Here is a 21,929-nt window from a genome sequence, read left to right on the forward strand (position 1 = left end):
CGCGCCCGGGGAGCGGCGCCTGATCTCCGTGATCAGCGCCCGGTACGGCATGATCGTCCCGGTGCCCGCGTGGACCAGGACCGTGGTGGGTTCGTCGGCCGAGCGGGCCCCGTGCAGGTGGATGACGGGGTCGCGCGGTCCCTCGGACCCGGCAGCCGGGGATTCGCCGGTCAGGCCGCGCAGGAACGCGGCGAGCCCGGCCACCGTGGGCTGTCGCAGCATGTGGCGGAGCACGAGCTCCCACTCCAGTTCGGCGGCCTGGGGGATCCGCTCCCGCAGCCGGCCGACCATGCGGGCGACGAGCAGGGAGTCCCCACCCAGCGCGAAGAAGTCGTCGGTGCGGCCGACGTGCTCCGTCGCGAGCAGCTCCGCCCACAGCTCGGCGAGCCTGCTCTCCAGCTCGTCCATCGGCCGGTCGGCGGGCGGAGCGGCCTGAGCGGCGTCGCGGGGCAGCCAGGAGCGCAGCAGGGCCCGGTCGGTCTTGCCGTTGGCGGTGCGGGGAAGCGCGTCGACGATCTGCCACACCGAGGGGACCATGTACTCGGGCAGCCGGGTCGACGCGCCGCGGGCGAGTTCTCCGATGGTCGTGTGGACGCGGTCGGTCTTCATCCGGGCCAGGAACAGCTCCTGGCCCGTCGCGATCAGCGGGTCGCCCGGCTCCGGGAGCGAGACGACGTCCGCGGCGCCGTGGCGGGCCAGCACATCCCTCCACTGCGAGGCGGTGAGGAAGGACTGCCCGGTGTGCTCGCGGAGGTCCGTCCAGGTGCGCCCCGCGACCTCCAGGAACTCCATGGACACCAGCAGCGGCGCGTGGTCGTCCTTGGTGTTCTCAACGAACACCAGATGCCCTCCGGGCACCAGCAGCTCACGCAGCCGCGATATCGCCGCCTCCGCGTCGGACGCCGCGTGCAGCGTGTTGGCGCACACCACGACGTCGAAGGAGTTCGGCGCGAATCCCTGTTCGCGGATGTCCTCGTCGACGTCGAAGCGTTCGTAGCGCACCCAGGGATGGTCGGCGAACCGTTCCCGCGCCTCGCTGAGGAAGAACGCCGAGGAGTCGGTGAACAGATAGTCGACGCCGAACTCCGCGAGCGCCGGCACGAGCTCGCCGGTCGTGCCACCGACGCCGCCGCCCACCTCCAGGACGCGCAGCCGCTCCTCCCCCGCGTGGCCCGCGGCGATCTGCCGGACGGCGGCCACGACGGCCTGGTTGAGGTGCCTGATGGCCAGGTTGTCGCGGTAGGCCGCGTCGGCCGCGTCCGTGCCGGCCCCGGGGAAGAGCAGCGTGCGGATGTCGACGTCGCCGGCCACCAGGTCGGCGAGCCGATCGGAACAGGTGCGCATCACCTCGAGCAACTCGGTGCTCCAGCCCACCTCGCGTTCCAGGTCGGCCGCACGCCGCCAGGCCTCGTCCAGCTCCTCGGCGGAGGCGACATGTAAGAGGCCGAAGGCTCCGGTGCCGGTGTCGAATTTCAGGCGGCTCCGGCTGGCGAGCACACGCAGCCAGCGGCGCACGATGTGCCGGTGACGGGGAGTCGAGCGCAAAGCCGCGCACACCTCGTCGGCCGTGTGCGCGGTGCCGTCGGCGAACAGCCCGGCCCCGATGAGCACCCGGGTCATCACCGAGAGCGCGACCTCGTCGAGCGCGTCGAGGAAGGCGGCGAGTCGTTCGGCGTCGACCTCCGCGGAGGCGCGCCGTACGGTGTCGGCCGCGGCCTCGTGAACTCGGGCGGCGGCCCGGGCTCCGGAGGCGCCGGGGTCGCGGCGCGCGGTCTCGACGAACGCCGCCAGGCGGCGTCCACCGGCGGCCGAGTCGTCGACGACGACCGCCCCGGCGGCGACCGCCGGGTGTGCCTGCACGGCCGCCTCCACCTCGGCCAGCTCGATCCGGTAGCCGCGGATCTTCACCTGGGCGTCCTCGCGGCCCAGGAACTCGATGGTCCCGTCCGGAAGGTAACGTCCGAGGTCGCCGGTGCGGTAGATCCGCGCACCGTCGGCGGGGTCGGTGACGAAGCGCTCGGCCGTACGGAGGTCGTCGTTGAGGTAGCCCATGGCCACTCCGGCGCCGCCGATGTACAGCTCCCCGGTGACCCAGTCGGGCCGGGGCCGCATGGCGTGGTCGAGCACCGTGAAGTACTGGTTGGTCAGGGGCTTGCCGTACGGGATGCTGGGCCTGGCGGTGTCCACCTCGTCGACGGGGTGGGCGATCGACCAGATGGAGCCTTCGGTGGCGCCGCCGAGCGAGACGACCCGCAGGCCGGGGAGGAGCGCGCGCGCCTCGTCGGGCAGGCTCACCGGAATCCAGTCCCCGGACAGCAGGGCCAGGCGCAGCGTCTGGCCGTCGCTCGGGGGCTCGGAGCGCAGCCAGTCGCAGAGCATCTGCATCTGGCCGGGGACCGAGTTCCATACCGTGATGTCCCGGTCGGAGATGAGCTCCGCCCAGTGAGACGGGTCGCCGCGGCGTGCCGCGTCGGGCAGCACGAGGACGCCCCCGGCCGACAGCGGGCCGAAGATGTCGTAGACCGACAGGTCGAAGCCGAGACCGGCGATGCCGAGCACGCGGTCGTCGGCGTTGACGCCGTAGCGGCGGTTGATGTCCTCGACGGTGTTCAGCGCGGCCCGGTGGCTGATCATCACCCCCTTCGGCGTGCCGGTGGAGCCGGAGGTGTAGATGACGTAGGCGAGGTCGTCGGGTGCCACGCGGCGTACGGGCGCGGTGTGGGACAGGGCGCCTTCCGGCAGCCCGTCCACGACAACGGCCGACACGCCGGCGGGCAGGTCGCCGAGCTCGGCCAGCCACGACTGGGTGAGCACGATCCGCACCGCGGCGTCGGCGAGGATGGTGTCGCGGCGGGCAGCGGGCTGCGCGGTGTCGACGGGCAGGTAGGCGCCGCCCGCCAGCAGGGTGCCGAGCACGGCGACGATCTGTTCCCAGCCTTTGTCCATCCACACGGCCACCGGTTCAGCGGGGCGCAGGCCCGCCGCGGCCAGCTGATCCGCGACCACCGCCGCGCGCCCGAGGAGCTGGCCGTAGGTCAGCGTGCGGTTCGGAGTCTCCACCGCAGTCGCGCCGGGGGCGGACACCGCCCGGGCGAGGAAGGCTTCGTGGAGCAGCGCCTCCGGCAGCGGACCATCGGTGGCGTTCACCTCGGCCCGCCGGGCGACCTGGGCCGGGGGCAGCTCGACGCGGGCCGGGGCCCGCCACGCGTCGACCGCCTCGCCGCCCTCCGCGCCCAGGAGCTCCACCAGGGCGACGTAGCTCTCGAACATGTCGTCCGCGAGACCGTCGGGCAGGACGCCGTCGCGGAGGTCCCAGGACAGGACGAGGGTGTCGCCCCGCTCCATGACCTGGCAGTCCAGCCACACCTGTGGGGTCTGGGTGATCGCGTAGGAGACCTCCGGCGGCTTCCCGGCCGGTGCGGCCGTCCCGAGGGCGCTGGTGAAGACGACTGGCATCAGCACCGGCGCGCCGGCCCGGCGGGACAGCTCAGCCAGCACCTCGGAGCCGGTGAACAGGGTGTGCTCCAGATCTTCGAGCAGGCGGGCGCCGACCGCCCGCACCCGCTCGGCGAAGGCGGCGGGCTCGGTCAGGTCCACTTCGAGCAGTTCGAGCGTGGTGAAGTCGCCGACGATCCGGTCGATGTCCTCATGCAGCGGCGGGCGGTCGACCGTCGGGACGTTGAGGGTGAACCGGGCGCCTCGCGACCAGCGGCCGACGACTTCGGCGTACGCGGTGAGGAGCACCGTCGGCAGGGTCAGGCCGTGCTCGGCGGCGCGCCGGATCAGGCGTTGCCGGGCGGCCGCAGGCAGCCGGCGTTCCAGACGGCGGAACCGGACACTGCCGTCGGCGGGCCGGTCGGCGGCGGCCCAGGGCTCGGCGAGCGGCAGTTCCGGAGCGGGCGGGAGAGACTCCAGCCGTCCGGTCCAGTACTCCCGGTCGCGGGCGTACGCGGGGGTGTCGGCGAGGGCCCGCCGGGCGAGCACAACGTCGCGGAAGGTCACGGCGAGCGGCGCCGGCTCGTCGGCGCTCCCCTTGTACAGGGCGTGGAACTCGGCGAGGAGGATCCGCACGCTGGCGTGGTCGACGGCGAGCATGTCGAACGACAGGTGCAGGACCGCCCCATCGGGTCCGCGCGTGATGTGCACGTCGAACAGCGGCCACCGGTCGGCCGGGCTCCGGCGCGTCGACATCCTGGCACGCGTCTGCCTACGGGCCACCTCGGCCTGCGACGCTTCGGCCGTGTGCGTGGTGGTGACGATCAGGTCGGGTACCTCGGGCAGGACCCGCTGGTAGCCGTCGGTGTGGACGACCGCGCGCAGCATGTCGTGTCGTGCGATGAGGCTCCGCCAGACCGCGGCGACCCGCTCCTCGTCGAGTTCGGGGTAATCCAGCTCGACATAGGCGTGGCAGGCGACGCCGCCGTACGCGTAGGCGTCAGCCCGGCCGATCAGGTAGGCGGCCTGGACGCTCGTCAGGGGGAAGGCGTCGTGACGCGTGGCCTTGTCGTGGCGAAGCGTGGCGGCTTCCTCCGTCTCGGCCAGGTGGCGGAGGATCGCGTCCTTGTGCGAGCGCAGCTCCGCGCGCCGTTCCTCGGTCAGGTAACCCTTCGGCGCACGGAACCGCAGTTGGCCGTCCTGCGCCCACAGGTCAACGCCGTCACGTGCGTACCGGGCCAGCAGCTCGGTGATGGTCACAGCTCCCCGCTTTCGGTCTCGGCCGCGCCGGCGGCCACGGTCTTGGTGATCTCGGCGCCTAGGCCGGCGATGGTCGGTGCCGCGAGGAACCTGCGGATCGGGACGCCGGCCCCGAACCGTCGTTCCACGGCGGCGAGAAGGCGGATCGCGGACAGGCTGTCCCCGCCGACGGTGAAGAAGTTGGCGTTCCGGTCTCGTGCCGCGCCGGGCAGCCGGGCCTCCCACAGCTCGGCCAGAGCGGTTTCGACCTCTCCTTGGGGAGGTTCGGCGCCAGTGGACCGCGCCTCCTGCACGGCCAGGGCAGTCAGGGCGTTGCGGTCGACCTTGCCGTTGGCCGTCAGTGGCAGGGCGGGCAGCGTCAGCACCTGGGAGGGGACGGCGTAGGCGGGCAGGTGCTCGCCGAACCAGGCGTACAGCCCGTCGGCAAGGGCAGCTGAGCCGTCCCGGTCCGGAGCACCGTCCGCATCGTCGCGGACGACGGCGAAGGCGACCATCCGCCGGGCGGTGCGTTCCCCCACGGCCACCACCGCGGCACGTGAGACGTCCGGGTGGGCTTCGGCGACCGCCTCGACCTCACCGGCCTCGATCCGATGCCCGGCGATCTTCAGCTGGGTGTCCATCCGGCCGAGGAACTCGATGAGCCCGTCCGGCCGGTAACGGCCGAGGTCTCCCGTGCGGTACCAGCGCTCCTCGTCCCGCACGACGAACTTCTCCGCCGTTCGCCGTGGGTCGCCCTGATATCCGTCGGCGAGTCCGGCGCCGCCGATCCAGAGTTCCCCTGTCGTCCAGTCGGGGCAGTCGCGGCCGCCGCCGTCGACGACCCGGTAACGCTGCCCTGTCAGCGGGCGCCCGTACGGGATGGACGCCCAGCTCGGGTCCACCTCCTCCACAGTGAAGGTGTTGGACCAGATGGACGCCTCGGTCGCGCCTCCCATCGCGACGAACCGGCACCGGAGTGCGCGCTCGCGCAGCCTCCCCGGCAGGTCGAGACCGATCCAGTCGCCGGAGATCAGCGCGACCCGCAGGCCGCGCAGTGCCTCGGTTGGGGCGTGCTCCTCGGCCTCCAGAAGGAGGTCGAGGAGCGCCGGCACCGTGTTCCATACCGTTACGCCATGCCGGCGCACGAGGTCGGGCCACTTAGCGGGTTCGCGCCGCAGGTCGTCGCCGGGGATCAGCAGGGAGCCGCCCGCCGACAGCAGGCCGAACACGTCATAGACCGACAGGTCGAAGTCGAGCGCGGACAGCGCGAACGCTCGGTCGGCGGGGCCGACGGCGTGGCGCGCGTTGACGTCGAAGACGGTGTTCCAGGCGGCGGCGTGCGTAATCCGCACTCCCTTGGGTTCGCCGGTCGAGCCCGACGTGAAGATCACGTAGGCGATCGTGTGGACCGGCGGTCGCGCGGGCCCATCCAGGGGAGAATGCTCCAGCGCCTCCCCGAGGGAGAGCACTCGGTGCCCGGCGGTCTGCGACGTGGCTTCCCCGGGCGAGGCCGGCCCGATGGTGAGGCGTATCCCCGCGGCGGCCCGCATCCTGTCGCGCCGCTCCGCGGGCTGATCGAGGCCGATCGGCACGTAGGCCGCTCCTGCCGCGAGGACGCCCAGCACCGCCATGACCTGGTCGGGCCCCTTGGGGAGGGCGACGGCGACGAGGTCGCCGTCGCGTATGCCGTGCGAGCGGAGGGCGGCGGCGATGCGCAGCGCGCCGTCCGCGAGCGCGCCATACGACGTTGTGGCGCCGTCGGCGGTGACCAGAGCGACCCGCGTCGGCTTCGAGGTCGCGTGCGTGAAGAAGGCCTCGTGGAGCAGCCGCGGCGGGATGGGCTGGCCCTGCCCTTCCAGAGCCACCGCGGCGCGCCGTTCCCGCTGGGACGCCGGGAGCAGGTCGGGAAGGGCCGCCTCCCAGTCGCCGTCGGCCAGATGGTGGAGCAGCCGCGTGTGGGCGGCGAACATGGCGTCCAGCACGCCCTCACTGAACAGTTCCTCGACGGCGTCCCACGTCACGACCAGCTCGCCGGACTCCTCTGTGACCTGGTTGTCCAGGCAGACCTGGGGCGACTGGGAAATTCCCCACACCTTCATCGGGAAGCCCTTCGCGGGGTCGGCGAGTCCCGCGTCGCCGACGCCAAGCGCGCTGGTGAACACCACCGGCGCGGCGGCGTCCACGGTGCCGGCGCGGCGGGCGAACTCCCGCAGCAGCCACGCGATCGGCACGTCCTGGTGGTCCAGGTCCTCGGCCTGCCGCCGCTGAAGGGCGGAGGCCGCCGCCAGCCAGCCGACCTCGTCCCGGTGGTAGGCGGCCAGCGACAGGGACGTGAAATCGCCGAGCACGCGATGGACGTGCGGGTGCACGTCGCGGCGGTTGAACAGCGTGAGGGTGACGGTGACCGCCTCGGAGCCGCTCCAGGTCGCGAGGACTTCCCCGTACGCCGCGAGCAGGACGGTGGACGGGGTCAAGCCATGTAGCACCGCCCGATCCTTGATGCGCCGCCAGCGCGCCGCGTCGAGGCGCAGCTGCCTTCGGGTGAACCGGGGCGGTCCCATCGCTGTCCCTCCCATCGCTGTCCCGGGGCCGCCGTGCCCCGGATCCCGGCTGAACGGCAGCGCGGGGGCGGGCGGCAGCTCCTCCAGTCGTTTCTCCCAGTGAGATCGGGCCCGCTCCACGGACGCGGGATCGACCGGGAGCTGGGTGAGGTAGTCGCGGAACGACAGGCCGATGGGGGGCAGCTCGGCCTCGGGATCGGCGTAGAGCGCGTTGAGCTCGGCGTAGAGGTTCGTGATGGACAGCGCGTCCAGCACGAGGTAGTCGAGGCCGACGGCGACGCGCGTGCGGACCTCCCCCTCGGGGCCCGGGTATCGGACGGCGGCGATGTCGAACAGCGGCCATCTCGCCGGGTCGCGTACCTGGTGGGACATGCGTTCGCGCAGCGCGGCGAGGGCGCGGCCGGCTCCGGACGCGTCCGCTTCCTCGCACTCGATCACGAACGGAGGCACGGTCTCCAGTACGGTCTGCATGCCGTCCTCGATGACGGCGCGCAGCATGTCGTGGCGTGCGACGAGGGTTCGCCAGGCCCGGCCGAGCCGTTCCAGGTCGACGTCCGCGCCGTCGAACTCGCTGTAGTGCCAGGTCCCCCCACCGCCGAGGGCGAACCCGGGGTCACGTCCCGTGTGATAGGCGGCCTGTACGTCTGTGAGCGGGAACGGATCGTGGGCGTGACGGCGATCGGGCGTGATGACCGTCCGCGTGGCGTCGTCGGGCTCGTGCCCGTCCCGCAGGTACGCGCAGAACTCACGCAGAACCGGGTTGGCGAACAGCGTGGCCACGCGGGCGCCCGTGAAACCGGCGACGCGCAGGCGGCCGATCATGCGGGTGGCGACCAGCGAGTCGCCGCCGAGGGCGAAGAAGCTGTCGCCGCGCCCCACGTGCGGGACGTCCAGGAGCTCGCGCCACACCTCGGCGACCGCGGTCTCCACCGGTCCGGCCGGCTCCTCCGAACGTGCGGGGTGTTCCCGGGCGGCGGCGTCCAGGGCCCGCTGTACGGCTGCGCGATCGAGCTTGCCGTTGCCGGTGAGCGGCATCGTGTCCAGCACCAGGATGCGATCGGGCAGCATGTGGGCGGGCAGCCGTTCCGCCGCCCGGTCTCGCACCGCCTCGGGGTCCAACCCGTCGCCCACCGGCGACACCGCGATGGCGAGACGGCGGGTAGGCGTTTCCACCACGGCGGCCACGGCATGCAGCACGCCGGAATGTTCCTCGATCGCCGCCTCGACCTCGCCGAGCTCGATGCGGTGCCCGCCGATCTTCACCTGGTGGTCCGCGCGGCCGAGGAACTCCAACACGCCGTCGGGCCGGTAACGGGCCAGGTCGCCGGTGCGGTACCAGCGTTCGCCGTCGTGCTCGACGAACCGGTCCGCGGTGCGCTCCGGATCGCCCCGGTAGCCCGTGGCGACGCCGGGACCGCCGAACCACAGCTCCCCCGGCACGTGGTCGGGACAGTCCCGGCCGCGTCCGTCCACGACGCGGGCCCGCATGTTGCGCAGCGGCACGCCGTACGGGATGGACCGCCACGAGGGATCGACCTGCGTGACTTCGAAGACCGTGGAGTGCACGGCCGCCTCGGTCACCCCCCCCGAGCGCCACGAACCGGCAACCGGGGACGAGCGCCCGCAGCCGGGCCGGCTGGTCGAGCCCGACCCAGTCGCCGCCGAGCAGGACCAGGCGCAGCGTGTCGCCGAGCCCGGAGCCGGCGGCGGCCGTCATCAGCAGGTCCAGGAGTGCGGGCACACACTGGACGATGGTGACGCCATGCTCGCGAACCAGGTGCGCCCAGTGATGGGCGTCGAGCCGGTGCTCCTGGCCGACGGCGACCACCCGCCCACCGGCCGACAGCGGGGCGAAGATGTCGTAGGTCGCCAGGTCGAAGTCGAGAGCCGAGATCGCGAGCGTGCTGTCGCCGGGACCGACGCCGAACTGGGCGCCCATCGCCTCGATGGTGTTGACGATGGCACGGTGCGGGACCAACACCCCCTTGGGCGTGCCGGTCGACCCCGAGGTGAACAGCAGGTAGGCGGGACTGTCCGGTCCGGGATGCGCCACACCCCCGGGCACCTCGGCCTCCGCGTCGGCCAGCCGGACGACGGTGATCCCGGGCACATCCGCCGACAGGTGCGCGTGAGCGTCGTCGGTAATGATGACGGACGCGCCGGCCACCTCGTGGATGCGGGCGCGGCGGACGGCCGGCTGCTCGACGCCGATGGGCGCGTAGGCGGCGCCCGCGGCGAGCACGCCGAGGACGGCGGTGACCTGGTCGGCCCCCTTGGGAAGGGTGACCGTCACAATGTCGCCCTCCCGCACACCGCGGCGGCGCAGCAGGGCGGCAAGCTTGCGCGCCGAGGAGGACAGTTCGCCGTAGGTCACCGTGGATCCGTCCTCCCGTACGACGGCGGTCACGGCGGGATGCTCGTCAGCCAGCCGGAAGAACGGGATGTGCACGGCGTGGCCGGGCGGCGGAGCCGGGGGCAGCGCGGCGACCGCGCGGACCGTCGGCAGGCCGGCGGCCGGCATCGGTTCGACCGGCCGCAGCCAGGCCTCGTCGGTGGTGACGAGGCCGGTGACCAGCCGGCGGTAGGCGTCGAAGGCGGCGTCCGGCACGCCGGGGGCGAGGACGCCGTCGCGGACGTCCCAGTTGAGCAGGAGGCCGCCGTCGAGCTCGGTCACCTGGGCGTCGAGGAAGACCTGTGGTCCCTGGGAGATGATCCAGGCAGGGCGGCCGAAGCTCGCCTGCACATCGGGTGCGAAGATCTCGCCCAGGCCGATGGCGCTGGTGTAGACGACGGGTGCGAGCACCGGGCCGCCCTCGGCACGGGCCAGGTCGCGCAGCACCTCGACGCCGCCGTACGCGCCGTGAGAGATCGCCTCTCGCAGGCCGTCCTGGAGCCGCCGGGCCTGCTCGGCGAAGGGCAGCGCGGCGCGCATGTCGGCGTCGAGCAGGATGGAGCTGCTGAAGTCGCCGACGAGTCCGGCCACGTCGGGTGTGAACATCTCCCGGTCGAACAGCGGGAGGTTGAGCAGGAAGCGTTGGCTGTCGCTCCAGGCGGCGATGACCTCGGCGAACGCGGTGGCCAGCACCGCGGCCGGGGTGATGCCACGCGCCCGCGCGCGGGCGTAGAGCCCGGCCTTGGCGTCGGGGTCGAGCCAGTGGTGCAGCCGCCGCGAGTGGGTGAGCGCGGAGTCGGCGGCCGACACCGGCCGCAGCGGGTCGACGGTCGTCGGCATCCGGGGCGCCCGTGGCAGCTCGGGAAGCCGGTCCCGCCACCATCGCGCGGCGCGCTCGCGTTCTGTGCTCCGGTTCCTGGAGCGTTCGGCGAGATATTGCCGGTAGTCGAGGGTCAGGGCGGGCAGCGACTCGCCAGGACGCTCGTAGAACCGCCGCAGGTCCGCGAGCAGGACGCGCAGGCTCATGGCGTCTCCGGCCATCATGTCCAGGTCCAGTTGAAGCCGGGTGCTCCCGCCGGGCAGCAGGCACAGGGAGACCTGGAACACCTGCCCGGCGGCGATGTCGAGCCGCCGGTGGGTGTGCTGCTCGCGTAGCCGTTCCAGCGTCCGCGCCACGTCGTCCGGTGACTGATCCCGCAGGTCGTGCACGACGAGGCCGCCCGTGGCGTCGCCGACGCGCTGACGGCCGTCGTCGTCGAACCGGGCCCGCAGCATGCCGTGGCGTTCGGTCAGGGCCTGCAGGGCGACGCCGAGCCGTTCGGGGTCGACGCCCGTGCCGTCGAGTTCGACGTAGAAGTGAGCGGCGACCCCGCCGAGGGGCTGCCCGTCCTGCCGGCCGATCCAGTACGCGTGCTGCATGGTCGCCAGAGGGAACGGCGCGTTCTCGTCGTCCTCGCGGGCCTGCTCGACAGTGGGCGGTGGGACGGGTGACTCCCGCCGCTGCGCTTCCCGCCTCAGCACGGCCGACCAGGCGCTGAGCGTCGGTTCTTCGACCAGGTCCTGGAAGGTGACGGCGCTGCCCCGGCGGCGCCAGGCGCCGACGAGCCCCATCAGAGTGAGGGAGTCGAGACCGATCTCGAAGAGGTCGCGCTCCTCGCCGATCTCGTCAGCGGGCAGTTTCAGTGCCTGGGCCACCGTGGCGCGCAGGTCGTCCAGCGCCGGCGTTCCGGTGGGTGGTGGCGAATCGGGATGGTCCGACGCGTGCTCGATGACGGACTGCTCGTCACTCACGGATGAATACCCCTCGGGTCGTGCTCTGGGTTTCGCGCGGTTCTCGCCGTATGGCCGTCCGAGACGGACATCCAGCGTCATGGTATGAAAATGGTTATCATTTTCACGCCCGATCTTAGACACAGAACCCGAGCACGCGCTACCGCGGATCGGAACTCGAGAAGGGATCACCATGACGACGACCCATCCGGCCTGGCCCGACGCCTTCGAGGAGCGTTATCGCGCCGAGGGCCACTGGAGCGGCCGGACATTCGGCGAATTGCTGCGCACGTGGGCCGCGGAGCGCCCGAAGACGACCGCTCTCGTGGACGGTGACCGCCGCTGGACCTACGCCGGCCTGGATGCCGACGTGGACCGGCTGACGCGGGGACTGCGACAGCTCGGGCTGCGCCAGGGCGATCGGGTGGTCGTCCAGCTTCCCAACCGCGCGGAGTTCGTCCTGCTCTGGTTCGCCCTCCAGCGGCTCGGTGCGGTGCCGGTGCACGCCATGCCCGGGCATCGCCGCACCGAGATCGGCCATCTGCTGCACGTCTCCGGCGCCTCGGCCTGCGTAATCCCCGACAGGCACGCCCGCTTCGATCACCGCGAGATGCTCCTGGAGCTGCTCGCCGGGCAGTCTGGGGGCGGTCCGCTACGGCACGTGATCGTGGTCGGCGATCCCGGGCATCACCGGCAGTTCACCGGCTTCGACGAGCTCCTGGATGAAACCCAGGGCGGTCTCGCCCACGGCATCTTGCCCGATCGGCAGGAAAGCGGGCCCGCCTCGGGTGACCTGGCCCTGCTCCTGCACTCCGGGGGCACCACAGGCCTGCCCAAGCTCATCCCGCGCACGCACGACGACTACGCTTACAACGCCCGTGCCGCGGCCGAGATCTGCGGTCTCGGCGACGACTCGGTCTATCTCGCCGTTCTTCCGATCGCCTTCAACTTCACCCTGGCCTGCCCGGGTGTGCTCGGCACGCTCACGGCCGGGGGCACCGTCGTGGTGTCGCCCGACCCGAGCCCGCAGACCGCCTTCGCCCTCATCGAGCGTGAGGGCGTGACCATCACCTCGCTCACGCCGCCCCTGGTCCCGCACTGGATGAACGAGGCCGCGTCCGGCGACGCGGACCTGAGCAGCCTCAAGGTGCTCCAGGTCGGTGGAGCGCGGCTCCCCGACGACGTCGCACGTGCGCTCGGTCCCGCGCTCGGCGTGACGGTCCAGCAGGTCTTCGGCATGGCCGAGGGCCTCATCAATCTCACCCGGCTGGACGACTCCGAGTCCCTCATCTGCACCACCCAGGGCCGCCCGATCTCCCCGGACGACGAGATCCTCGTCGTCGACTCCGAGGGCATGCCGGTGCCGGACGGCGTCGCCGGCGAGTTGCTCACCCGTGGCCCGTACACCCTGCGCGGTTATTACCGTGCGGAGGAGCACAACCGTGTCTCCTTCACCGCGGACGGCTTCTACCGCACCGGAGACGTCGTACGACGGCTCCCCTCGGGGCATCTCGTCGTCGTCGGCCGGGTCAAGGACCAGATCAACCGCGGCGGTGAGAAAATCGCGGCGGCCGAAGTGGAAGAGCATCTGCTCGCGCACCCGGCGGTCACGGCCGCGGCCCTGGTGGGCGCTCCGGACGAGCGGTGGGGTGAGCGGTCCGTGGCGTTCCTGGTATGCGCGGGGGATCTTCCCGGCCCGCGTGAGCTCGCCGCCTTCCTCAAGGAGCGGGGACTGGCGAGCTATAAGAGTCCCGACCAGGTGGTGGAGGTCGCGGCCATGCCGCTGACTCCCGTCGGCAAGATCGACAAGACGGCCCTGGCCGAGATGCTCCGTCCGGTTTGAGGTACGCATAGGGGCCGGGAGGAGGCGATCACTGCGCACCTCCCCGCGCCCCTTCTATTCAGGCGAGACGTCATTCCACCGGGCCGTCCGCCGGCCACCCGGTCGCGTCCCGGAACGGGTTGCCGGCCCGGCTCGGCGACGGCGCAGGCTCCGGCCACCCCGGCACTGAGCCGGGCACGCCCGCTTCGACGATCCGGCCGCCGTCGAGCGCGACGACCTGGTCGGCGTACCTCGCCGCCGCGGCCGGTCGTGCGTCACCAGCAGCACGGTCAGACCCAGCGTCCGGCGCAGCACGGTCAAGAGGTCGAGGACCTCATCCCCGATCTCCCGGTCCAGCGCGGAGGTGATCTCGTCGCAGACGAGCACGCGCGGTGCGGCTGCCAGCGCGCGTGCGAGGTTCACCCGCTGCCGCTCGCCTCCGGACAGTTCCCCCGGCCGTCGCGTGAGGAGACCCGGAGCCAGGCCGACGAGCCCGAGCGTTCGCTCCGCCTCGGCGGCGGCGTCCTGTGCGGGCATGCCGCGGAGTCCCCGCAGGGGCCGGAGCAGAGCCGTCCGCACGGTTTCACGCGGGTTCAGCGCACCGACGGAATCCTGCGCCACCAACTGCACCGCCCGACCGCGACCCGGTGAGTGCGGCGTCTGCGCCTCCCTCCAGGAGACCGTGCCTCCTGCTATCGGGTGCAACCCGGCCAGGCAGCGCGCCAGCGTGGTCTTGCCGGAGCCGGACGGCCCGACCAGCGCGGTGCACGTGCCGCTGGGGACGGTCAGCGAGACGTCATGGAGGACCGTGGTGCGGCCGTGCCGCGCGGACAGGCCGCGCACCTCCAGCCTGCCGCCGGTCCCGGCGGCGGCCCCGCGGGTCGCGGCGCGCGCGTGGTCCGCCGCCGGCCTGACGCGTGCTGTGAACACCTCCCTAGGCGGCCCGGACGCGACGATCCGTCCGTCGTCCAGCAGGACCACCTGATCGGCCAGGTCCGCCACCAGGCCGGGGTCGTGGCTTATCAGCACCATCGCGCCATCGGTGTGCCGCCGCAGCGACGCCGCCACGAGTTCACGCATCTGCTGGGCCAGCAGGACGTCCAGTCCGCTGGTCGGCTCGTCCAGCACCAGAAGCCGCGGCACGCCCGCGAGGGCGGCGGCGAGGGCCACCCGCTGCGCCTGCCCGCCGGAGACCTGATGGGGACGGCGCCGCAGGAACGCCCGGTCGGTCGGCAGCCGCACCGATGCCAGGAGTTCGCGAACCTGCCTGGTGACGTCCGTTGTCCCCGGGGAGCGGACCCGGACCGCCTCCGCCACCTGGGTGCCGATCCGTAGGGCGGGATTGAGCGAGGCTGCCGGGTCCTGCCCCATGTACGACACCACTCTGCCGCGCAACCGGCGCAGCGCCCGCGAGTCGAACGGATCGAGCCCCGCCACCCGCACCGTGCCGGATCGGCGCTCCAGACCCGGCCGGATGCGCCCGAGCAGGCTCAGCGCAAGGCTGCTCTTTCCAGAACCGGACCGCCCCACCACGCCCAAGACCCGTCCGGGAGCCAGGGCGAGCGTCACTTCCCGGAGCACGGGCCGGCCGCCTCCGGCCGGACCGAGTGTCAGTCCCGCCACGTGCACGAGGTCTCCGCTGTTCCCGCTCACGGACGGCCGCATGTTCCCCCTCACGGGCATCCGCCCGATGCGATACCGGCGAACCAGTCGGTGAGCAGGCCGACGCAGACCGACAGCAGCACAAGGAGCAGTGTCGGCGCGAGGAGCGGCGTTACGGACAGGGAGGCGCCGGAGAGGTTCTCGCTGACCATGCGCCCCCAGTTCGCGGCAGGGGCCCCGCGGCCGAGTCCGAGGAAGCCGGCCGTCGCCGTGAGGTGGAGGGCAGCGACCAGGCGCAACGCCGCGTCCGCGAGGGCCGGCCCGGCGATGTTGGGCAGGATGTCGTGGAGCAGCACGGCCCACCTGCCGTCTCCGCGGGCCAGCGTGGTTTCGGCGTAACCGGTGGTCACGATCCGGCGGGTCGCCGCGCCCAGCACCCGAACCGAGAACGGGGCGGTGGCGAGCGCGACGGCGGCCACCACGGTCACGTCGCTGCCCGGGAAGCCGGCGGCGAGCACGAGGATGAGGAGCAACGCGGGAAGCACCGCCAGCACGTCCACGAGCCGCGCCACGGCTTCGCCGGTGCGGCGTGATACGAGCCCGGCCAGCACGCCCGCGGTCATCCCTATGGCTGTCGCCACAACGGTCGCGCCGATCGCGGTGAGGATGAGCGCCCGGCCTCCCCACAGCACGCGGCTAAGCACGTCACGCCCGAGGAAGTCGGTGCCCAGGGGGTGGCCGCCGTCCGGGCCCTGAAAGGGCAGGCCCAGCCGTTCGGCCGGGTCGTACGGCGCGATCAAGGGTCCGAGCAGGGCGATCGCGACCATCATGATCGTCCCCGCCGCGGCGGTTAGCAGCAGGCGACGACGTGTCCGCGCCCGTGGGCCGCCGGCCCGGACCTGCGCCTCCAGAGTGGCCGTCACCGCCGCTCTCCCCGCATCGGATCGAGCAGCCGGAAGCAGACGTCCCCAAGCAGCAGGATCAGCAACATCATCGCGGCCGACGCCATGGCGATGCCCTGCACCATGGGGAGGTCCCGAGCGGCGACGGCCTGTTGGAGCTCCCTGCCGATTCCGGGATAGTCGAAGACCCTCTCCACGACCACGGCGCCGCCCACCAGCGCGCCGACGGTGAGCGTGAGTGCCTGTACGGCGGGGCCGGCCGCGTTGGGCAGGACATGGCGCAGCGCCAGGCGGAGGCCTCGCACCCCGTTGAGCCGGGCCGCCTCCACGTAGGGGGACGCGACGACGTCCGCCACCGACGCGCGAATCAGGCGAGTGGCGGTCGCGGTCACGACTCCGGTAAGAGTGAGGACGGGCAGTACCAGGGTTCGCGGAGCGTCGAAGGGACCGGCGCCGAGCGGCACCAGCGAGACCCGGGGAAGCAGCCCGAGGTGCACCGACAGCACGGTGATCAGCAGGGCCGCCGAAACGAACTCCGGAACCCCCGCCGCCACCTGTGCCGTCGTCGTGACCCACCGGTCGCCGGCGCCGCCCGCCCGCAGCCCGGACCACAGCCCGAGCAGCACCGCGAGCGGCGCGGCGACGACGAGGGTCAGCCCGGCCAGGACCAGGCTGTTGGGGACGCGGGCGGCCAGCACCTCCGTGACCGGCCGGTTCCCGACGAACCCGGTGCCCAGGTCGCCGCGCAGCGCGTGGGACGCCCACTCGGCGTACCTTTCGACCACCGGCCGGTCCAGGCCGAGGCTCGTCCGCACGCGTGCGCGGTCCTCCATGGAGGCGTTGGCGCCCGCGACGGCGCTGACCGCGTCCCCTGGCAGCACGGTCGTGGCGGCGAACACCACACCCGACAGCACCGCGAGGGACGCGGCCGCGATCGCGAGGCGGCGGCCCACGAAGACCGCCCAGCTCACGGCAGAGCCGCCCGGGAAAAGCCGGGGAACTGCTCGAACAGGTCGTCCTGGACGCCGGTCACGCCCTTCGCCTGAGCGTTGACGTAGGGCTTGAAGACCGGCACCACCGTGTTTCCGTCCTCCCACAGCTTCTTCTGCGCCTCGGTTCCGGTCTTCTTCGCCTTCGTCGGGTCGCTCTGCGCGCGGGCCTCGGACACGAGCGCGTCGACGTCCGGTCGCTTCCAGCCGAACGCCGCGGGAGTGCCTCCGGCGGTGGTGATCTGGTAAGTCGAAAGGGCGGGGACCGGCACCTGGTACGACGCCGCCAGCGGCAACCGCGCGTAGGCGGCGAAGTCGGCGAAGAGTTGCCCGGCGGGCAGTTCCTTGAGCGAGGCCTTCACCCCGATCTTCTTGAGATCCTCGACGTAGAGCGTGGCCACCTCCACCATGCCGGGGGTCTCCGGTCCGGTGGTCAGCACGACCTCTATTCCTTCGGCACCCGCCTCCTTCAGCAGGGCGCGGGCCCTATCCCGGTCGTAGTCCCGTTGCGGAAGGCCCTCGGCGTAGTCGGGGAACCCCAGCGAGGACAGGTCGTTACCCACGGTCGCGTTGCCGTAGAACACCGTCCGCACCATGGCCTCGCGGTCGACGGCGAGCTTGAACGCCTCACGAACCCGCTTGTCGTCGAACGGCTTGACGTTCATGTTCATCCGGAAGGACAGGCCGACCAGATAAGGGCTCCTGGACGGCACGATGTCGATCGCGCTGTTCGCCGACAGCGTGCGCGCGGTGACGGGGGCCAGATCGTGGACGAAATCCACCTCGCCGCTCGTCAGGGCACCCGCTCGGGCGTCGGAATCGGCGATCGAGCGCAGCTCCAGCCCGTCGAGGATAGGGGCCGGGCCGTAGTAGTCGTCGTTCCGCGTGAATGCGGCGCCCTGCCCGGCCGTGAACTCCGTGAGCTTGAAAGGCCCGCAACTCGGCATTCCGACCGAGAACTGCTTTGTGCCGTCCTTGACCACGAGGAAGTTGCCCTGGCAAAGGATCACGCGTCCGTCCGCGATCGGGCGGGTGGTCGGCAACACCACTTTCAGGTCGCCGTCAGCCTTGGCTTTGGCGAGATCGAAGTTGGCCGCGGCCATCCGGAACACGGGCAGCGTGCTGCCGGCCGCGAGCGTCGCCAGCGAGTACAGGACGTCGGCCGCTGTCAGCATGGAGCCGTCGGTGAACCGCACACCGGGCCGCAGGTGCAGTGTGTAGGTGCTGAGGTCCTGCGACACGTCGATGCCCTGGAGCACCCCGTAGCGCACGCCGTCCTCAGCGGTGGGGTCGAGATTTCCGAGACTGCCGTGCCAGGCGCGGGCGCGCACCAGGTCGAGCGGGGTCGGCCCATTGAAGAAGTCGAGGGTCTCCGACGCGCCGCCGCCGACGAACGCCGCGCGCAACGTGCCACCGGCCCGGCGCGTGCCGGAAGAGGCACCGGCAGTCGGGGCGGCGGCGGGTTCTCTGGAGGTGCAAGCGGAGGTGAGGCCGCCTCCCGCGGCGATGGCCACGGCGGCCAGGGCTCCCTGGCGCATGAAGAGGCGTCGGTTGAGAGGGCTGGACATGGTTCTCCTGTAAGCAGGCGCCCGGCATGGGAGAGCCCGGGCGAAGCGGGGGGCCGCTCATGGAGCGGAAGCTCGGTGGCGTTTCGGTCGATGGGAGCCACCTACGGTGGATCGGGGCCGGCCCGGTGTCAGCGGACCTCGTTGCGGACGGTGACGGCTCCCGAGGGGCACCGGTGTGCCGCTCGCCGTACGGCGTCGGCGAGCGGCGTCGGAGGAGCCTCGTCCAGGAGGACGACGAGACCGGTCTCCGCGTCCTGGTCGAAGACGTCGGGAGCGGCGAGCACGCACTGCCCCGCACCCACACATACCCGCGCGTCCGCCGTCACGGCCACGCCGGGCTGTTCAGGTGCTCTTGTGATGACATACATCCCAAGCTCCGCGGGACCGGTGGGATCGAGCCGAAGGCCGTGTTCGCCGAGTTCCGCCTTGAGCCGGTCTTCGCCGAGCACCCACCAGGCGTACTCGACGGCTGTTTCCTCGGTGAGATGTCCGTCCTGGAAGGTGCGATAGGTCATGTGCCAGGTGATCTGGTCGGGACCTGCGGGCTCGGCACGGCCCCATCCCTCGTAACGGCGTCGTCCGATACGGAGATCGGAGAATCGAGCCTGCGGCACTTGCACCGGCGCGGCCGGTGGTTGGAGGTTCACCACCGCGCGTCCGGCGGGCAGGAGCCGCCGGATGAGCAGGTCCCAGACCACGTGCCGTTCGGCAGGGGTGAAATGTCCGATGACGTTCATCGCGACCACGGCACCCACCTGAGGCGGCAGCTCGGCGTGGAGAAGGCCGTCGGGGAGCACGGTCACCCGGTCACGCAGCTCCGGGCTTTCGTTCACCCTCGCCAGGAGGACCGAACGCAAAGCGGGTGACGGCTCGACGGCGACGACCTCCGCATCGGGCACCGCCTGTGCGATCACCCTGGTGCCGTGCCCGCCTCCGGCTCCGACGTCGACGATCGGGCCGACGCTGCCGTGAAGTGCCTCCACCAGCCCGGGTGCGAGAGCCGACCAGTGCGCCGCGAGCATGATGTCGACGAATTCCGCGGATCGCTCGTATTGATCGGTCATCGGAGTCACCGGGGACGAGACGCGTACGGGAGCAGGGCCATCTCCCGGGCGTTCTTGATGGCCCGGGCGAGTTGCCGCTGCTGTTGCACGGTCACGCCGGTCACGCGGCGGCTGCGGATCTTGCCCCGGTCGGAGATGAACCGGCGCAGCAGGTCGGTGTCCTTGTAGTCGATGTAGGTGACCCCGAGCAGCGGGTTGGTCTTCTTCCGGGGGATACGGCGGGGCTTCACGCGATCTCCTTCATGTCGATGAAGTCGGCGAACGGGTCGGAGTAGGCGGCCCACTCGGCGGAGCCGGGAAGGGCGTCCCGTTCGGTGAGCAGGCAGGAGTCGAGCAGAGCGCAGACGCGCTCGCGGTCGAGATCGGGCCCGGTGAAGACCAGGTGCTGGATGCGATCGCCGGTGACGGGGTTCCAGTCCAGGGCGGCGGCGGCGCGGCGTGCCGGAGAGACCAGGTCCCAGGCGGCCTCGGGCAGCGCGGCCAGCCAGGGTCCGGCGTCCTCGATCGAGACGACGCCTGCCACGGCGTCCCAGGCCAGCATCCGCCCGTGGCGGTTGGCCAGCCAGAACCGGCCACGGGACCGGACGGAGCCGGTCACCAGCTCGTCGACCGCGTCGAACAGGCGTCCGGGGTGCAGCGGGCGCAGCCGGCACCACACGACGGTGGTGATCTCACCGGTCTGCGCGTCCCCGGGCAACTGCGCGGTGGCCGGGTCCACTCGTTCGCCCAGTTCGTGGACGCACAGAGCGGGGCCGGTCACCTCGGGCAGCGACGTGGAGAAGATCGGGGTGTGCGGAGCCAGGTGGCCGAGCACCGCGGAGGTCAACTCCATGTCCTCCTCGTCGCCACCATCGAGAAACAGCCCCGTGGCGTACTCCACCTGCCGGGCCAGCACCTCGGCGAGGTAGCGCTGGTCACCCGCGGCGGCACGCTGCCCGGTCTCGGCCAGGCGCTCGCCGCGGCAGATGTCCACCGGCATCAGCCCGGCGTCGAGCGCGGTCAGCACGCCGGTGAGGGCCAGCAGGTCGGCCGCGTCCTCATGGCCCAGCGCCTCCGCGACGGGACGGGGCTCGACGGAATCCCACAGATCGACGATCAGCAGGGACGCCGTCCTCGCGTGCCGTACGAGCTGTGGGAGCAGGTCCTCGCGGACGGTGCAGGTGACGCAGCCGTGGGCCAGGCGCACCTCGGTCCGGTCGAGGACGCCCGAGCCGTCGCGGATGACGCGCTCGACCCGGTCGGTGACGACTGCGGTCAGATCGTGGTGGATCGCGACGGCTCCTGGGTGGGTGCGTAGCAACCGGTCGACCAGGGCCGCCCGGGCGTCGCCGTACAGGCCTGCCACGAGGACGACGGGCGTGGGCATGTGACCTCCCGAGGATGAAAATGAAAACCGTTGTCGTTATCATTGCACAGCCGCCAACCGAGAAGGACGTGAGGGATGGCCAGAAACGAGCTACGACCGGTGATCAAGCTGCGCTCCAGCGCGGGCACCGGCTACACCTACGTGACCACCAAGAACAGGCGCAACGATCCCGACCGCCTGAAGCTGCGCAAATACGACCCGACCATCCGCCGCCACGTCGAGTTCCGGGAGGAACGATGAAGAAGGGCATCCACCCCGACTACCGGCCGGTCGTCTTCCGCGACCCCGGCGCGGACTTCGCCTTCCTCACCCGATCCACGATCACCAGCGACAAGACCATCGTGTGGGAGGACGGCAACACCTATCCCGTGGTGGACGTCGACGTCTCCTCGGCCAGCCACCCCTTCTACACCGGCCGCAACCGGGTCCTGGACACCGCCGGCCGGGTCGAGCGGTTCAACCAGCGCTACGGGAGAAGCTGATGTCCGCGCACTGCCAGCTCACCGGCGTCAAGCCGGTCTTCGGCAACAACGTCTCCCACTCCCACCGCCGCACCCGGCGGCGGTGGGACCCCAACATCCAGCACCGCCGTTACTGGCTGCCGAGCGAGAACCGTTTCGTACGGCTCACGCTCAGCGCCCGCGCGATCAGGACCATCGACAAGATCGGCATCGAGAACGCCGTCGCGCGGATCCGTGCCAGGGGAGAGAAGGTCTGATGGCCAAGAAGAGCAAGATCGCAGCCAACGAGCGCAGGAAGGCGACCGTCGCCCGCCACGCCGAGCGCCGCGCGGAACTGAAGGAGATCATCCGCACCGGCACGCTCCGGCAACGGGCCGAGGCCGTACGGCTGCTGAGCCGCCAGCCGCGCGACGCCAGCGCCACCCGGGTGCGCAACCGCGACTCGGTCGACGGCCGCCCCCGCGGCCACCTGCGCACCTTCGGTCTGTCCCGCATCCGATTCCGGGAGATGGCGCACCGGGGCGAACTGCCCGGCGTCAGGAAGGCGAGCTGGTAGCCGTGGCCGTACCCAAGCGCAGGACCTCCCGCAGCAACACCCGGCACCGCCGCTCCCAGTGGAAGGCACAGCGCCCCGACCTCGTCCCGATCACCCTGAACGGGCGGGAACTGCTGGTGCCCCGCCGCCTCGTCCGCGCCTACCAACGCGGTCTGATCGACCCGCCGGCGTGACACGTCCGCCGCCACCGCCAGTTCGATTC

The 21,929-nt window shown here is 71.9% G+C and carries 14 protein-coding genes and 3 pseudogenes; 6 read left to right on the top strand and 11 right to left on the bottom strand.

What is annotated here, in order from left to right; all coding sequences use genetic code 11:
- Positions 1 to 240: 240 nt before the first annotated feature.
- From B1L11_RS13320 to B1L11_RS50620, 4 genes and pseudogenes are all read right to left on the bottom strand, one after another.
- Positions 241 to 4,695 (bottom strand): annotated as a pseudogene (locus tag B1L11_RS13320) (amino acid adenylation domain-containing protein); the annotation flags it as partial.
- The gene (locus B1L11_RS48195) at positions 4,692 to 8,675 is read right to left on the bottom strand and encodes a non-ribosomal peptide synthetase (RefSeq protein ID WP_218671081.1); all 3,984 of its coding nucleotides are present in this window, start codon (positions 8,673 to 8,675) and stop codon (positions 4,692 to 4,694) included. The gene B1L11_RS48195 and the pseudogene B1L11_RS13320, both read right to left, overlap by 4 nt.
- A 12-nt stretch (positions 8,676 to 8,687) precedes the next feature.
- A pseudogene (locus tag B1L11_RS54760) lies at positions 8,688 to 8,816 on the bottom strand (hypothetical protein); the annotation flags it as partial.
- Positions 8,817 to 8,883: 67 nt separating this feature from the next.
- Positions 8,884 to 11,592: pseudogene (locus tag B1L11_RS50620) on the bottom strand (AMP-binding protein); the annotation flags it as partial.
- Here B1L11_RS50620 and B1L11_RS13330 point away from each other — a divergent pair.
- Complete coding sequence (locus tag B1L11_RS13330; RefSeq protein WP_079314761.1) at positions 11,591 to 13,240, top strand: (2,3-dihydroxybenzoyl)adenylate synthase; 1,650 nt, start codon at positions 11,591 to 11,593, stop codon at positions 13,238 to 13,240. The pseudogene B1L11_RS50620 and the gene B1L11_RS13330 sit on opposite strands and share 2 nt — an antisense overlap.
- Before the next feature lie 54 nt (positions 13,241 to 13,294).
- Here B1L11_RS13330 and B1L11_RS13335 read toward each other — a convergent pair whose 3' ends face one another.
- From B1L11_RS13335 to B1L11_RS13365, 7 genes are all read right to left on the bottom strand, one after another.
- Entirely contained in the window at positions 13,295 to 14,872 is a 1,578-nt protein-coding gene (locus tag B1L11_RS13335) for an ABC transporter ATP-binding protein (RefSeq protein ID WP_218671082.1), read from the bottom strand.
- A 20-nt stretch (positions 14,873 to 14,892) separates the two neighbouring features.
- Positions 14,893 to 15,744, bottom strand: coding sequence for an ABC transporter permease (locus tag B1L11_RS13340; RefSeq protein WP_218671083.1), 852 nt, complete (start codon positions 15,742 to 15,744; stop codon positions 14,893 to 14,895).
- Positions 15,741 to 16,694 (bottom strand): ABC transporter permease, encoded by a 954-nt coding sequence (locus B1L11_RS13345; RefSeq protein WP_079314762.1) that lies wholly within the window; start codon positions 16,692 to 16,694, stop codon positions 15,741 to 15,743. Before B1L11_RS13345 ends, B1L11_RS13340 begins: the two co-directional genes overlap by 4 nt.
- Positions 16,691 to 18,280 (bottom strand): ABC transporter substrate-binding protein, encoded by a 1,590-nt coding sequence (locus B1L11_RS13350; RefSeq protein ID WP_079314763.1) that lies wholly within the window; start codon positions 18,278 to 18,280, stop codon positions 16,691 to 16,693. Before B1L11_RS13350 ends, B1L11_RS13345 begins: the two co-directional genes overlap by 4 nt.
- Positions 18,281 to 18,408: 128 nt before the next feature.
- The gene (locus tag B1L11_RS53940) at positions 18,409 to 19,344 is read right to left on the bottom strand and encodes a (4Fe-4S)-binding protein (protein WP_079314814.1); all 936 of its coding nucleotides are present in this window, start codon (positions 19,342 to 19,344) and stop codon (positions 18,409 to 18,411) included.
- 5 nt (positions 19,345 to 19,349) lie between these two features.
- Positions 19,350 to 19,574, bottom strand: coding sequence for a 30S ribosomal protein S18 (rpsR, locus tag B1L11_RS13360; RefSeq protein WP_079314764.1), 225 nt, complete (start codon positions 19,572 to 19,574; stop codon positions 19,350 to 19,352).
- On the bottom strand, positions 19,571 to 20,710 hold the full coding sequence (locus B1L11_RS13365; protein WP_079314765.1) for a GTP-binding protein: 1,140 nt from the start codon (positions 20,708 to 20,710) through the stop codon (positions 19,571 to 19,573). The genes rpsR and B1L11_RS13365 overlap by 4 nt, the downstream gene beginning before the upstream one ends.
- A gap of 75 nt (positions 20,711 to 20,785) precedes the next feature.
- On the opposite strand from B1L11_RS13365, the gene rpmG reads away from it, so the two are divergent.
- From rpmG to rpmF, 5 genes are read left to right on the top strand one after another with little or no spacing between them, the layout of a single operon-like run.
- Entirely contained in the window at positions 20,786 to 20,950 is a 165-nt protein-coding gene (gene rpmG / locus B1L11_RS13370; protein WP_079314766.1) for a 50S ribosomal protein L33, read from the top strand.
- Positions 20,947 to 21,192 carry a type B 50S ribosomal protein L31 gene (locus tag B1L11_RS13375; RefSeq protein ID WP_079314767.1) on the top strand — a complete coding sequence of 82 codons (246 nt, stop codon included), beginning with the start codon at positions 20,947 to 20,949 and terminating at the stop codon, positions 21,190 to 21,192. The genes rpmG and B1L11_RS13375 overlap by 4 nt, the downstream gene beginning before the upstream one ends.
- On the top strand, positions 21,192 to 21,428 hold the full coding sequence (gene rpmB, locus B1L11_RS13380) for a 50S ribosomal protein L28 (protein ID WP_079314768.1): 237 nt from the start codon (positions 21,192 to 21,194) through the stop codon (positions 21,426 to 21,428). The genes B1L11_RS13375 and rpmB overlap by 1 nt, the downstream gene beginning before the upstream one ends.
- Positions 21,428 to 21,727 carry a 30S ribosomal protein S14 gene (gene rpsN, locus B1L11_RS13385; protein ID WP_079314769.1) on the top strand — a complete coding sequence of 100 codons (300 nt, stop codon included), beginning with the start codon at positions 21,428 to 21,430 and terminating at the stop codon, positions 21,725 to 21,727. Before rpmB ends, rpsN begins: the two co-directional genes overlap by 1 nt.
- A gap of 2 nt (positions 21,728 to 21,729) precedes the next feature.
- Positions 21,730 to 21,900: a 50S ribosomal protein L32 gene (rpmF, locus tag B1L11_RS13390; protein WP_079314770.1), complete on the top strand. Its 171-nt coding sequence runs from the start codon at positions 21,730 to 21,732 to the stop codon at positions 21,898 to 21,900.
- Positions 21,901 to 21,929: the final 29 nt, after the last annotated feature.

This window comes from Microbispora sp. GKU 823, assembly GCF_002027145.1.
In the GTDB taxonomy this organism is placed as follows: Bacteria; Actinomycetota; Actinomycetes; order Streptosporangiales; family Streptosporangiaceae; genus Microbispora; species Microbispora siamensis.